We start from the raw sequence: 14,101 nt of genomic DNA, 5'->3' as shown, positions 1-14,101 counted from the left end.
GACCAACCTGGTCGGTAACCGACCGTGGCGGTCCTCACAGTTGGTGATCTCATTCCTCTGGCCTACCGCAAAGGAAAAGGCCGGCTGCGGGTTTCCCCGCAACCGGCCGTCGAACCCTCTCTGGTTCTAGCTCACAACGCTCTTGATCCAACTGGCGATGTTGTCCACCCGCGCGGCGCTCTCGATCTGAGTGTGCGGGCAGGACGGGCCGTTGCTGACCACGGCGACCAGGGCCGGGCCCTTCTTGCCACGCTCGGCGAAGAACGGGCCACCCGAGTCGTACGGGCACGGGGTCGTGTCCGCCTGCGGCGAGTTGCCCCGCATCTGGGTCACGGTGTCGGTGAGCCCGACAACCTCCATCTTTCCGGTGCGAAGCCAGGTCACCGGGGCCGGATTGGTGCTGGTGGTCGAGCCGTAGCCGGTGACCCGCACGAGGTCGCCCACCGCCGGCGCCGTGCGGCTCACCCGGATCGGGCGGACGTCACGGATCGGTTCGGCCAGCTTGGCCAGCGACACGTCGGCCGTCGTCGACTGCCGGACCGCGACGATCTCGAGCTCATGACCACGCTTCGTGTTCGTGAGATCGGTACGGCCGACGGTGGCGACGGTCGAGTCGGCCACCGGGCGTTCGACCCGGACGCCGTTCGCGTCCCGGAAGCAGTGCCCGGCCGTGATCACCCACTGTGGTGCGACGAGCGCGCCGGAGCAGGCGCTGTTGCGCTTGCCGCCGTCGGCCGTCGGGATGCCGGTCATGGTCAGCTTGACCGAGAAGGCATACCGTCCCGGCTTGACCTGTTCGCCGTTGGCGATCGCGTTCGCCGGGGCGGCGAACCCGAGCAGCCCGACGGCGACAGCACCGGCCGCGGCGAGAATCGATCTCTTTCTCTGTCCCATCTGGACAACCTAACCCCGTCGATCAAGCCCGGCGAATCAGGGAAGACCCCGGGGGATCCCTGAGTGTTGCGGGGCGTTGTGCGCCGATCCGCGGCTTTTCCGGTGTGGTCGCGGCGAAATCCCGTCTCGAGGTCGGGCGGGGGTTCGGCCCGGATGTTCCCAGCTCATCAGCTGCCTAGGTTCAGGTTCGACACAGGAAACCAGGTTCGGGGGGAATCATGGGCAGGCGACCGGTAACGGTGCGCATGGCGCGCTGGAGCGCCGAGCATCCGTGGCGCGCGATCGCGCTCTGGGTGGTCTTCGTGGCGGTGTGCTTCGTCGGCGGCAACGCGGCCGGACTGAAGGAGGCCACGGCTCAGGACGACGCGATCGGCGAGGCCGGACGCGCGTACGTGATGATCGAGGAGGGCGGGTTCGCCGACGAGCCCGCCGTCGACAACGTTCTGATCACTGCCCGATCGGGCAAGCTCGACAACGCGGCCGCTCAGCGCGCCGCCACCGACGCCACCAATAAGCTACGTACGGTCACCGGCGTGGCCGAGGTGGGCAAGCCGATCCCGGCCAACGACGGCTCGGCCCTGCTCGTGCCGATCACCATGGCCGGCGACCCCGACGACGCCTCCGACCGCGTGGAACCGCTACGGTCGGCGACCGCCGAGGTGCAGCAGGCGCATCCCGACCTGCGGGTCGAGCAGGTCGGTGGCCCGTCCATCAACAAGGCCCTCGACGACACGCTGGGCGACGACTTCCAGCGGGCCGAAATCCTCAGCCTGCCCGTCACGCTGGCCATCCTGATCCTGGTCTTCGGTGCGCTGATCGCCGCCGGCGTACCGGTGCTGCTGGCGTTGTCGTCGGTGGCGGCCGCGATGGGCCTCTCCACGCTGGCCTCGCACCTGATCCCGTCGACCGACGTCACCTCGAGCGTCATCCTGCTGATCGGCATGGCGGTCGGCGTCGACTACTCGCTCTTCTACGTACGGCGGGAACGTGAAGAACGGGCGAAGGGGCGCGGTCACGTCGACGCGGTGGAGGTCGCCGCCGAGACGTCCGGGCACGCCGTGGTGGTCAGCGGCACCGCCGTCGTCATCGCGATGGCGGGGCTGTTCCTGGCCGGGGACTCCACCTTCTCGTCGCTCGCCGTCGGCTCGATCCTGGTCGTCGCGGTGGCCGTGCTCGGCTCGCTGACCGTGCTACCCGCCATCCTGGCCAAGCTGGGCCGCTGGGTCGACCGGCCGCGCGTGCCGTTCCTGTGGCGGCTGAGCGCCCGCAAGTCCGGCTCCTTCTGGGGGCGCGTCCTCTACCCGGCACTGCGCTGGCCGGCCGCGACCCTCATCGTCAGCGTGCTCGCGCTGCTGGCCCTGGCCGCGCCGGCTCTCAACATGAACCTCAAGTTCCCGGGTACGGAGGACTTGCCCCGGACGACGCCGGCCATGCAGGCGTACGACCGCCTCACCGCCGCCTATCCGAGCAACGGGACCACGCACATGATCGCCGTGCAGGCCCCGGCCGCCCGAGCCGGTGACGTGAAGGCGGCTCTGACCAAGCTGGCCGAGAGCACCGAGGGCAACCGCCTGTTCGCGCCGCCGGAGCAGACCGGTCCCGACATCGAGGTCTCCCCCGACAAGACGGTGACCGTGCTCGACCTGGCCACCCCGTTCACCTCGCGCAGCGACGAGGCCGCGGACTCGCTGCACGAGCTGCGCGAAACGCTCGCCCCGGCCGCTCTCGGCGGTCTGGACTACGCGGTGGGCGGCGACGTCGCCAACAACGAGGACTACGCCAAGCACATCTGGCAGACGCTGCCGATCGTGGCCGGGGTCGTGCTGCTGCTGACGTTCCTCATGATGGCCTGGACGTTCCGCTCGGTCGTGGTGGCGGCCACCTCGATCGGCCTCAACCTGCTCTCCGTCGGCGCCGCGTACGGCCTGCTGGTGCTGGTCTTCCAGGGCAGCTGGGCGCCCGACCTGCTCAACTTCACCTCGATGGACGCGATCGTCAGCTGGCTGCCGCTGTTCCTGTTCGTGGTGCTGTTCGGCCTGTCCATGGACTACCACGTGTTCGTGGTGTCGCGGATCCGCGAGGCCGTGCTGCGCGGCGTCCCGACCCGCGAGGCGGTGGCCGACGGGATTACCGGCTCGGCCGGCACGGTCAGCAGCGCGGCCCTGGTGATGGTCGCGGTGTTCTCCATCTTCGCCACACTGTCCACGATCGACATGAAGCAGCTCGGCATCGGCCTGGCCGCCGCCATCCTGCTCGACGCGACCATCATCCGGGCGGTCGTGCTCCCCTCCGCCATGACCCTGCTGGGCAAGGCCAACTGGTGGGCGCCCCGCTTCATGCGCCCCCGCGGCCGTCACGCCGCCCAGCCCGCCGTGGCCCCGCCCGCTCCCGAACCGGAACTGGCCGGCCGCCACTGATTCTTCCCTTTTATGGCGGGAGGCTTCCGAACGGGAGCCTCCCGCCGGCGTCACAAGATCCAGAAATCGTGACGTTGGCGGCCGGGCCGGAAGCCGTGCGCCTCGGCCATGTCGGCGGCCTCGCGAAAGCCTTCGGCCAGCCCGCCGGGATAGTGGGCGTCGCTGCCGAACGAGACGGCCCGGCCACCCTCCTCCCGCCACCAGCGCAGAACCTCGGGATGCAACGGCACCCTCGAGTTGACTTCCAGCACGCGCCCGCCGTCCGCGATCGCCCGCAACGCGCTCCGAAATTCTTCCTCGAACGCGTACGGGTCGAACGGCGCACTTTCGACCGGCCAGAACCGCACGGGATAGTCGATGTGCGCGAACACCGCGAAGACATCACTCCCGGCGACGACAACGGGAACCTGCCGCAGATACCGCCGGAAGGCTTCCTCGTGCCCGTAGTGCTGGAACGCCATGGGCGGCTCATAGAACTCGTCCCCCACCGGCAGCGCGTGCAGCGACCCGAGCACCCGATCGAACGACCCCGCGCTCAACACCTTCGCCACCGCGTCCGTGTGCAGATGAGGCTCCCCGATCTCGAGCCCGCTCAGGATCCGCAGCCCCGGAAACCGATCCCGGCACCGCTCGACAGCCGCGAGATACCCATCGGCATCGAACGGCGGCGCGCTGACCCGCCCACCCGCGTCGGCGAAGGAAGCCAGATGAGAGCTCTCCTCCAGCGTCTGGTCATCAGCGGTCCACACGATGTGGTCGAGGTGCTCGGTGAAGGCCACTGCCGTCAGGCCGATCTCCACCGCCCGCGCGCAAGTCCCTTCCATGTCCCCGATCGCCGCATCCCACGACCATTCGGTGTGCACATGGCTGTCCCCCGGTATCGCCACCATCCCTAGAACCTAACGGCCCTGGGCTTTCCCGGCCGAACTCCGGCGAGCATCCGTCACGACCGGCGGCATTGCCTGCCCCGCCGTTCCGCCGCCTCCACCTGGGCCGGTGAACGGCTGCAGACCGTCGGCGCTCGGCCTAGAACTCACGGATGACGGCGGCGAAGGCGCAGGCCGGTGATATGAATGTGAATGCCGTCGCGGAAAAGCCCTGCGCAGAACCGTTCCCGCGATAGAGGGACGAGCCGCCCGATCTGATTAATACGCCCAGCGCCTGATCACCATCCGATCATCACGATGCATCGTATAAGCGAACGGTGACTGGCAGGGGTGAGCCAATTACGGTCAGTTCATGCTCGTTGTCATGGTGTTCACCGCCGGCAGTGCGGTCGCGTTCGCCGTCGCGGCCCTGTCCACCCAATACGGACGTCAGGCAGTACGCCGCTTGACGAGAATCGGTGCGCACCGCGCGATCAGCCGCGAATGGCCCACACAAACCTCAGAGACCGAAAACGCCGCCCACGAAAACCAGCCCACCGCTCGCGTGGTGAGTTCATGCCGCGTGACGTCAGACAGGCTGATGGACGCCCCCACGGGCCGCCTCCACCCTTCGACCCGCCACCGCGTACCCCCATGGGTGACCAAGAACTGACCCACCAGACGCGCAACCGGCACGGTGCGAACGCGAAACCCCCCACAAAGGCCCGCCCGAGTAAGAAACAGTCCTGGTTTCATCCCCCACGCGGCAGCCAGACCCCGACCCGCACGGGTTTCCCCAGCCCGGCCATGCAATCAGAGACACACCGACCACGACGTAAGAGCGAGTGGAAACCATGCAAGGACGGGCCCGAGGGCAACCACGCAGGGCGTATCGCCTTTCAGCCCAGCGTGGTTGCCCTCGGGCCCGTCCGTCCACCGCAAGAAAGCCACGGTTCTTTAAGACGCCGAAGCCGGAACCCCATTCTCCGAAGAGACCGGATGCGGAATCCCAGGAGCAGGCGAAGACCCCGGCAGGTCACCCCGGGCCACAGCCCCCGGAGCATCAGCAGGATCAATCCCCGCAGCAGCGTAAGCGTCGGCCTCGTCCAGCGTCTCGGTCTGCAACAACCGATGAGCCAAGCTGTCCAGCTGCCCCCGATGCGACCGGAGCAAGGACAACGCCTCGGCATAGCATTCGTCGACGATCTTGCGGACCTCGGAATCGATCAGTTCCTTGGTCGCCGGCGCCACCCCGTCCCCGAACGGCGACTCCTGCCCCGGCGGCGGCAACACTGTCACCGGCCCGATCGCGTCGGACATTCCCCATCGGCCCACCATCTGCCGGGCGATGTTGCTGACCTGATCGAGGTCGCTTTCCGCACCCGTGGTCTCGTCACCGAACACGACCTGCTCGGCCGCCCGGCCGCCCAGCGCCCCGATGATCCGCCCTTTCAGGTACTGCTTCGAATACCCGTACCGGTCGCTCGACGGGCTCTGGAATGTCACGCCCAGCGCCTGCCCGCGCGGGATGATCGAGATCTTGCGGACCGGGTCGGCCCCCGGCGTCAGCATGCCGAGCAGCGCGTGCCCCGATTCGTGGAACGCCGTGCGCTCCTTCTCGTCCGGGGTCAGCATCAATCCTCGTACGGTGCCCAGCACGATCTTTTCCAGGGCATCAGTGAAGTCGTTGTTCCGCACCTGGTCGTGTCCCCGCCGGGCGGCCAGCAGCGCCGCCTCGTTGACGAGGTTCTTCAGGTCGGCCCCGACCATGCCCGGCGTCGAGGCCGCGATCCCGTCCAGGTCGACCCCTTCGGCCAGCGGCACTCCTCGCGTGTGGACGGCCAGGATCGCCCGCCTTCCCGCCAGATCGGGCGGGCTCACCACCACTCGGCGGTCGAAGCGTCCGGGCCGCAGCAGCGCCGGGTCGAGGATTTCGGACCGGTTGGTCGCGGCCAGCACGACCACCCCTTCGCTGCCGGTGAACCCGTCCATCTCGGTGAGGATCTGGTTGAGCGTCTGTTCGCGTTCGTCGTTGCCGCCGAGCGACTGCGCGCTGCCCCGGGCCCGGCCGATGGCGTCGAGCTCGTCGATGAAGATGATCGACGGCGCCACCTTTTTCGCCTGGTCGAACAGGTCGCGTACGCGGCTCGCCCCCACACCGACGATGGCCTCGATGAATTCGGACGCCGAGATCGAGAAGAACGGCACCTGGGCCTCGCCGGCGACCGCCCGGGCCAGCAGCGTCTTGCCGGTGCCGGGCGGGCCGCTCAGCAGCACGCCGTGCGGGATCTGGGCGCCGAGTTTGCGGTACTTCCCGGGTTCGCGCAGGAAGTCGACGATCTCGGTGACCTCCTGCTCGACCTCTTGGATGCCGGCCACGTCGGCGAACGTCGTCCGGGGTCCCGATTCGGGCTGGTAGAGCTTGGCCCGCGACTTGCCGAAGCTGCCCAGCACTCCCCCGCCGCCGCCCCCGCCGGCCATCCGCCGGCTGATCCAGATGAACAGCCCGACGAGCAGGATGGTCGGCCCGAACCCGATGAGCAGCTGCTGCCAGATCGGCGCGGGCGCGTCCGGCGGGTTGGCGTTGACCGGCACCTGATCGGCCTGCAGCTGCGAGAACAGGTCGTCGTCGGCGAACGAGGGCCGCTGGGTGGTGAACCGCTCGACCTGCTCGGACTTGGTGTCGCCGGTCGGCGTGTAGGCCACTTCCTTCTTGAACTGGCCTTCGATGGTGTCGGCGGTCGAGGTGATCTCGGCGACGTTGTTCGCCTGGACCTGGCTCAGGAAGAACGTGTACGACACCGGGGCGCGTTCGGGCGGGGCCAGGAAGAACGACGAGATGATCCAGTTGAGGGCGAGCAGGACGACGAGCATGCCGCCGAACCGGACCCAGCTGGAGCGCGGCCGTTTGGGGCCACCGGGGGCGGGTGCCGGGGGCACGCCCTCGACCTTCCACGGGTGCGGGCGCTGCGGCGGCTTCGCGTCTGGGGCATCGGCAGGCATGGCGCGAAGCTACCCCGCGGAAGCAGCGCGAATACACAGTCGTGACGCGCGCTACGCATGCCCGTCGTCACCATTTTGAGCACGAACCGACAAAGCCTCGCCGGCCCCGACCGGCAAGCCGCGGAGACCACCCCGCCGGGCCGCAAATGTCGGCGTTTTGCCCCTTGGCCGGGAGGCGGCCGCGACCCCTATCACAATTCCCGTATTCGCGACATTTGCCTCGGCCAGTGGCGATACTTTTCCCGACTGGATCACCGTCGTGTAGAGAAAGCCGCAGCGTTGCCCGAGTCGCTCGTCGAGTCCGCGAACCCGATCACGATCGTCGCCACGATCCTTCTGCTGTGCGCGGTGGCGACGGCGGTGCTGCGCCGCAAGGTCAAGCCGGTCGTCGAGGCTCTGGGCCGGGCCCTGCTGGACGAGGTACGCCCGCACATCCCGGCCGGGTTCCGCCGGTTCGCCCGCCGGTGGTACGAGCGGATGGATCCGGCCGTGGCCCGCTCCATCCTGGTGGCCGCGATCGCCGCCGGCATCGCCTGGTTCACGGCCGAGACCCTGCAGATGGTCGGCGCGGTCACCGCGTCGATCACCGCGATCCTGTCGGTTCACCTCAGCGCGCACGCCTCGGTCCGGGAGGGCACGAAGCGCCTGGTCGGCACCGCCTCCGGGATCGGGTTCGCGGTCGGCGTGTGGGGGGTGTTCGGTCCGAGCCCGGTGTCGATCGCCGTGATCGCCGGGTCCGGGCTGGTCGTCGGGCGGCTGTTGCGCCTGGGCGACGGGGCGGTGACCGTGCCCGCGACCTCGCTGGGCGTTCTGGTGGCCGGCAGCGCCGTCACCGAGCAGTTCGTCTGGGAGCGCGTCGGGGCCACGGCGCTGGGCATCGTGATCGGCATGATCCTGTCGCCGCTGGTCGGCGGGATGACGCCGCTGGAACGGGCGCACGACAAGCTGGCCCATCTCTCGGCCGAGATCGCCCGCCTGCTCGGCGACCTGGGGACCGGTGCGGCCCGCGGCTACGGCCGGGACCAGGCCACTCAATGGCTCGCGCGCTCCCGCCAGCTCGGCGAGACCCTGGGCGAGGCGGTCGACGCGGTGGACGACCTGGACCGGCAGGCCCGGTGGTCGCTGACGACACCGCTGACCGAGGTGACGCCGGTGCACCACACCTTCCGCGTCCTCGAGCACGGGGTGCACCAGGTGAATTCGGTGGCCCGGACGATGTTCGACGCCGCCGTCACCCCGCACAGTCCCGGCGTACCGGATGACATCGGACCTTTGCTCAAGGCCGCGTCGGAGGCTTTCGCCGCGCACGCCACGCTGGAGACCGACCCGGACGCCGACACCACCCGTGACGCCGACGACCTCGAGGACCTGCTGGACGGGCTGCGCGAGGCTCGCCGGCAGACCCTGCACAAGGTGCGCAGCCAGGTCGAGGACACCGGGGTGCTGGTGCTGACCGGTTCCATCCTGACCGACATCGACCGCATGGCCGGTGCGCTGGAACGGTCGGCGCCGGCGCTCGAAGTCGGCGCGCGGGAGACGAGCCCCGGGATCCCGGCGGTGTCCGAGGTCGTACCGGCCGTACGAAGTTTCTGGGAGAAGGCCGTGACCACCAAGACCGACCGCGGACCGCGGTGAACGCGGAGACGCGCGCCCGGGTGGGGGTCCGGGCGCGCGTCTGGCGAGGAGGGGCGGTCAGCCCCAGGTGATGCTCACTGATGTCACTGGTTGAGGGCGCACGGGGCCAGGCCCTCGGCGTTCAGGTTCGGCTTGGCGGCGGTGCGGCCGATCGCCGTCTCGATCCGGTTGATCGTGGCGAACCGCTTGTCCTCCAGAGGGCCGAGGATGGCGTTCTGGATGAAGTTGGGGCCGCCCTGGCCGACCGACGACGCGATGCGGGCGTTGGCCTCGGCGATCTGGGTGTTCAGCAGCTCGAGGTTGCGCTGCACCTCGGCCGCCGCCTGGGCCGGGATCTCGGGCAGGTTGTTCACCTGCGGGCAGTTGACGGTGGCGACGGCCGCGTTCCCGCCACCGGTGTTCCCGCCGCCGGCACCCGCACCGGGAACCTCGGTCGGCTGCTCGGCCGAGTCGCCGCCGTTCTCGTTCAGCGAGCAGGTCGACAGGCCCTCGGCGTTCAGGTTCGGCTTGGCCGCGTTGCGCCCGATCGCCGTCTCGATCCGGTTGATCGTGGCGAACCGCTTGTCCTTCAGCGGCCCGAGGATCGCGTTCTGGATGAAGTTGGCGCCGCCCTGGCCGACCGACGTCCGCAGCCGGTTGTTGGCCTCGGCGATCTGGGTGTTGAGCAGCTCGAGGTTGCGCTGCACCTCGGCCTGGGCCTGCGCCGGAACGGCCGGCAGGTTGTCCACCTGGGGGCAGTTCACCGTGGGCACACCGGCCGCGGCGCCGCCGTCGCCATTACCTTCGCCATCGCCGGAGCCGGCGCCGGGCGCGGGCACGTCGGTCGGCTGCTCGGCCGAGTCGCCGCCGTCCTGGTTGAGCGAGCAGGTCGACAGACCCTCGGCGTTCAGGTTCGGCTTGGCCGCGTTGCGCCCGATCGCCGTCTCGATCCGGTTGATCGTGGCAAACCGCTTGTCCTTCAGCGGGCCCAGGATCGCGTTCTGGATGAAGTTGGGGCCGCCCTGGCCGACCGAGGTGCGCAGCCGGTTGTTGGCTTCCGAGATCTGCGTGTTGAGCAGTTCAAGGTTGCGCTGCACCTCGGCCTGGGCCTGGGCGGGCACGGCCGGCAGGTTGTTGACCTGCGGGCAGTTCACGGTGGGCACCGTCTCGGCGGCCGAGGCGACACCCAGACCCACGCCGGCCAGGACTACGGCGACGCCCGCGACCGCACCGATCTGCCAGCGGCGCGAAGTCGTGCGGGACTTGTTGTACCGGGCTCTGTACATTGGAGCTGCGCCTTCCGCCAGGGGGACCGATTTTTGGCTTCGGCCATCCATACGGGAGCGCTCCCACGGCAGATTATCGCTTAAGGAACACTTAAGACTCTTCTTTCTGAGCACCCGATGTTTCCGCAGGTCACGACGGGTCGTACGCGCCAGAGTCGATCTCGGCGAGCAGCGATGGACGGGTCGGCTTCCACGAAAGCTCGCGCCGGGCCTTCTCCCCCGACGCCTGCTGATCCAGCAGCAGCGCCGCGCCGAACTCACCGAGCCGTTCCACCGTCGCCGTCGCGTCCTCGGGCACGACCCGCCCTCCAAGGCCGAGGCGCCGGCTGACCGCTTCGCCCATTTCCCGTACGGTCGGATTCTCGCCGCCGACGCCGATGAACCGCTGGCCCGAGTCACCCTGCGTCAGCGCCGCCACGTACAACTCGGCCAGGTCGTCGACATGCACCGTCGTCCAGTGCTGGGTGCCCGGTCCGATCAGCTCCAGCCCGTCGTCGGTCCGCCGGCCGCCGAACAGCAGCGCCGGAATGCCCGTCCCATAGCCGTACACGATGCCCGGCTCGATCAGCAGCGACCGGATGCCCGGCGCGGTCAGCGCCCGGTTGTCGACCGCCTCCCGCCACGCGACGATCGGGGGCGCGTCCAGGGGCTTGCGCTCGGTGATGTCCGCGCCCGAGCCATAGACCCAGATTCCGCCCGTACGAATGAGAGTGGCGCCAGGCCGCAGTCGGGCCAGCACAGCTCCGACGAAGTCGTCGTCGGCCGCCGCGCTGGTCGCGTCGCCTGGGGTGGCCAGGGCGATGACCGCGTCCGCGTCGGAGGCCAGCCGCCCGACCAGGTCGCGGTCGCGCATGTCACCGACGACGGCGGTCATCCCGTCACCTCGTACGGAATCAGTTCGGACCAACGCCGTGACGCTGTGACCAGCCGCGGTGAGCGCGGGAAGCACGCGGGAGCCGATGTAACCGGTCGCGCCGGTCAGGAAGATCTTCATGCGCCCAGCCTGGCCCGGATCAGTGTTCGCCGCCAACGAATGCTTCCGATGTCCCTCATCGTGGACGGCGATAGGCGGGCCGGGTGGAACAACGTCAGCTGCAGTTCTTCGTGGCCGTGGCCGAAGAGCTCAACTTCACGCGGGCCGCCCGCCGCACCCACGCCGTGCAGTCGACGGTATCGGCCAGCATCCGCGCGCTGGAACGTGACTTGGGCGCCTCGCTGTTCCGGCGGACGACCACGAGCGTCGCCCTCACCGAGGCCGGCCAGGCCCTGCTGCCCGAGGCCCGGCGCGCCCTCGACTCGCTCGACCAGGCCCGGGCCGCGGTGGCCGGCGTCCGCGACGGCGTCACCGGCAGCCTGCGGATCGGCACGCTGTCCGGCCTCACGATGATCGACCTGCCCGCGCTCGTCCACGACTTCCGCTCGCGGCACCCGCACGTGCAGCTCACCCTGAGCGTGGCCGCCGCCGGCACCGACGGCATGCTGGCCGACCTGCACGCGCACACGCTCGATCTGGCCTTCGTGGGCGTGCCCTCCTCGACCATTCCCGGCCTGCACGTCGACGAGATCGCCTGGTTCCAGCCCCGCCTGCTGGTGCCGGCCGGCCACGAGCTGGCCGCCGAGCCGAGCGTCTCCCCCGCCGCGCTGGCCGACCAGGCGTTCGTCGACCTGCCGCCCGGCTTCTGCAACCGGGTCCGCACCGACAACGACTTCCGACTGGCCGGCATCACCCGCCGCATCGCGATCGAGGTCAACGAGCTGGGCACGATTCCCCGCTACGTCGAGTCCGGCATCGGCCTGGCCGTCGTCCCGCCCCTGGTCACCGAGGCCGACGCCCGGGTGGTGCCGATCCCGCTCGACCCACCGGCCGAGTCCTGGGTGCTGGGGGTGGCCCGCAGCACCACCGTCCCGCCTTCGCGGGCCGCCCAGGCCTTCCTGGAGCTGGTCGACACCCACGTCGTTCGCCGCGACAGCTACTAGGCCTCTGCCGATCAGGCGAAGCCGAGCGCGGCGCCTTGATCAACAGGCAGGCCTAGCGGTACTGGCGCGTACTGGTGCCGAAGGCGCACCGGGCGCGACGGCAGGCCTGCCGAGCGCGACGTACCGCCCCGGTTCCACCGAGCTGGGTGCGGTGGCGGTGGCCTGGTCGACGGTCCCGGCCGCCGCGTGCCCATCTGCTTTCCACGACGGAGTGACGACCGTCGTATCGTTGACGCATGTCGGTCGATGAGGTGAGCGCGGTGCATCCGGTGTAGCGACAGCCCCAGCCCGGGGCTGCGCGGAGCCGGAAGGTGACCGTGATGAGCAAGACCGACAAGACTCGGCCCTGGTGGGTGCAGCTGGTGGACGCGCCGGGGGTGAGCTGCAAACCCGTGCACGACCACCGTTTCGGGCCGTGCACGCTGCCGCGCCAGGCCACGCCCGAGCGCGCCCGCCGCGGTGGCTGCCGCTGGGAGGGAACGGCGGCTTTCTACGTACGGCGTTGTGAGAGCCACGGCCACGTCGAGTCCAACTTCATGTGCCGCCAGGACCGCCGGCGCGACCGGCACCAGGCGCGCCGGGAGCTGCGCGCCTGGCGGGTCACCGACTAGATGTTCTGTCCGGCCGATCCCGCGGGGCTGCGGCGTGATCGGCCGGGCGGGCTAGAAGCCCAGAACGTTGGCCAGCCACGGGTTGCGGAACGTGCCGGACGGGTCGTAGCGGCGCACCAGAGCCTGGAAGTCGGCGAACCGCTCGTACCCGGCCTGGATCGTCGACGGCGTCTGGGTGAACACCTTGCCCAGGTGGGCGCGCGGCGACAACGGGGCCAGGCGCTGCTCGATCTCGGCCACCACCGGGGTCACCGCGTCGGCGTCGGCGATCCAGGTGAAGTGCAGGGCGATGCTGTCCCGCCGGTAGTTGGGGCTCAGCCACAGGTCGTCGCCCTTGATCGTGCGGACCTCGCACACCTGCAGAACCGGGGCGACCCGCTCCCGGATCGAGGCGACGGCGTCGATCGCGGCCAGCCCGTCCTCGCGCGCCACGTGGTACTCCGACTGCAGCTCCTCGCCGCTGGACGGGGTGAACTCCATCCGGAAGTGCGGCAGTCGCTGATGCCACGGGCCGGGCACGCCGCCCTGCTCGGTGCTGTTGACGGCCGGCATGCCCGGCACCGGGTGGCGGTCGCCGTCGGCCAGGCGGCCGCCGTACCAGTCGCCGGTCATGGGCTCGGTGCGCTTGAGCCAGGCGTGGCTGATGTCGAGGCTGGTCCAGTTGGTGAACAGGCTGACGCTGTAGCCGTCGGCCAGCATCTCGTGCAGGTGCTGCTCGACCGAGGCGCGGGGCACGTTGTCGTACACGTATTGGCGCAGTTCGAAGGCGGGTTGCACGTCGAGGGTGAGCGCGACGACGATGCCGAGCGCGCCCAGGTTGACCACGGCGCCCGGGAAGTCGGCGTCGCCGCGGGCCAGCGTGACCAGCTCGCCGGAGCCGTCGATGAACTCGATCGACGAGACGGCGGCGGCCAGGTTCTGGTTCTTCTCGCCGGAGCCGTGGGTGGCGGTGGCGACCGCACCCGCCACCGAGATGTGCGGCAGCGAAGCCGTGTTGTGCAGGGCCAGCCCGTTGTCGTACAGGTGGGCGGCGAGCACGCCGTACCGGATGCCGCCGTCGACCCGCACGGACTTGCGGTCGGCGCTGATCTCGGCCAGCCGCGGCAGCTCGGCCAGCGAGACCAGCGTGCCGTCGGTGTCGGCCATGCGGTTGAAGGAGTGGCCGCTGCCCAGCACCTTGATCGGCCCGCCCGCGGCCACGATCTGCCGCACCTCGTCGACCGACGCCGGCCGCCGCACTTCCCGCGCGCCGAAAACGATGTTGCCGGCCCAGTTGGTCACTCGCTCGCTCATCGCTTCACCCTAAAACCTTTTCCCGTACGACCGGCAGGCGCGAGCCTTCGTCGGGCGCCCCGAAACCGGAACCGACCCCGATACCCGCCCATACCAGGCAGGCATGCGAGCCCGCCGTCCCGGCGTTACGGTCGAACCAG

At 69.9% G+C, this 14,101-nt stretch carries 11 protein-coding genes; 5 read left to right on the top strand and 6 right to left on the bottom strand.

The window, feature by feature from the left end:
* Nucleotides 1–126 precede the first annotated feature (126 nt).
* A complete protein-coding gene (locus OWR29_RS09900; protein WP_267562291.1) occupies nt 127–894 on the bottom strand; it encodes a S1 family peptidase in 768 nt (255 codons plus the stop codon).
* Nucleotides 895–1,139: 245 nt separating this feature from the next.
* Between OWR29_RS09900 and OWR29_RS09895 the strand changes: the two genes are divergently transcribed.
* A complete protein-coding gene (locus OWR29_RS09895) occupies nt 1,140–3,311 on the top strand; it encodes an MMPL family transporter (RefSeq protein WP_267562290.1) in 2,172 nt (723 codons plus the stop codon).
* A gap of 50 nt (nt 3,312–3,361) precedes the next feature.
* On the opposite strand, the gene OWR29_RS09890 is transcribed toward OWR29_RS09895, so the two are convergent.
* Nucleotides 3,362–4,201, bottom strand: a complete 840-nt coding sequence (locus tag OWR29_RS09890) for a PHP domain-containing protein (RefSeq protein WP_267562289.1) — start codon at nt 4,199–4,201, stop codon at nt 3,362–3,364.
* 349 nt (nt 4,202–4,550) lie between these two features.
* Between OWR29_RS09890 and OWR29_RS09885 the strand changes: the two genes are divergently transcribed.
* A complete protein-coding gene (locus tag OWR29_RS09885) occupies nt 4,551–4,850 on the top strand; it encodes a hypothetical protein (protein WP_267562288.1) in 300 nt (99 codons plus the stop codon).
* 284 nt (nt 4,851–5,134) lie between these two features.
* Here OWR29_RS09885 and ftsH read toward each other — a convergent pair whose 3' ends face one another.
* Nucleotides 5,135–7,180, bottom strand: coding sequence for an ATP-dependent zinc metalloprotease FtsH (gene ftsH, locus OWR29_RS09880; RefSeq protein ID WP_267562286.1), 2,046 nt, complete (start codon nt 7,178–7,180; stop codon nt 5,135–5,137).
* A gap of 279 nt (nt 7,181–7,459) precedes the next feature.
* Between ftsH and OWR29_RS09875 the strand changes: the two genes are divergently transcribed.
* A complete protein-coding gene (locus OWR29_RS09875; protein WP_267562284.1) occupies nt 7,460–8,815 on the top strand; it encodes an FUSC family protein in 1,356 nt (451 codons plus the stop codon).
* A gap of 83 nt (nt 8,816–8,898) precedes the next feature.
* Here OWR29_RS09875 and OWR29_RS09870 read toward each other — a convergent pair whose 3' ends face one another.
* Together OWR29_RS09870 and OWR29_RS09865 are read right to left on the bottom strand one after the other, a co-directional pair.
* Nucleotides 8,899–10,080, bottom strand: a complete 1,182-nt coding sequence (locus tag OWR29_RS09870; protein ID WP_267562283.1) for a hypothetical protein — start codon at nt 10,078–10,080, stop codon at nt 8,899–8,901.
* Nucleotides 10,081–10,210: 130 nt separating this feature from the next.
* Nucleotides 10,211–11,074, bottom strand: coding sequence for an NAD-dependent epimerase/dehydratase family protein (locus OWR29_RS09865; RefSeq protein WP_267562281.1), 864 nt, complete (start codon nt 11,072–11,074; stop codon nt 10,211–10,213).
* Between the two features lie 83 nt (nt 11,075–11,157).
* On the opposite strand from OWR29_RS09865, the gene OWR29_RS09860 reads away from it, so the two are divergent.
* Both OWR29_RS09860 and OWR29_RS09855 read left to right on the top strand, forming a co-directional pair.
* Complete coding sequence (locus OWR29_RS09860; protein ID WP_267562280.1) at nt 11,158–12,057, top strand: LysR family transcriptional regulator; 900 nt, start codon at nt 11,158–11,160, stop codon at nt 12,055–12,057.
* 320 nt (nt 12,058–12,377) lie between these two features.
* A complete protein-coding gene (locus tag OWR29_RS09855; RefSeq protein WP_267562278.1) occupies nt 12,378–12,668 on the top strand; it encodes a hypothetical protein in 291 nt (96 codons plus the stop codon).
* A gap of 51 nt (nt 12,669–12,719) precedes the next feature.
* Here OWR29_RS09855 and OWR29_RS09850 read toward each other — a convergent pair whose 3' ends face one another.
* Entirely contained in the window at nt 12,720–13,961 is a 1,242-nt protein-coding gene (locus tag OWR29_RS09850) for an FAD-binding protein (protein WP_267562277.1), read from the bottom strand.
* Nucleotides 13,962–14,101: the final 140 nt, after the last annotated feature.

The organism is Paractinoplanes pyxinae (assembly GCF_026626335.1).
Lineage (GTDB): Bacteria > Actinomycetota > Actinomycetes > Mycobacteriales > Micromonosporaceae > Actinoplanes > Actinoplanes pyxinae.
This window is presented reverse-complemented; position numbering and strand designations above follow the sequence as displayed.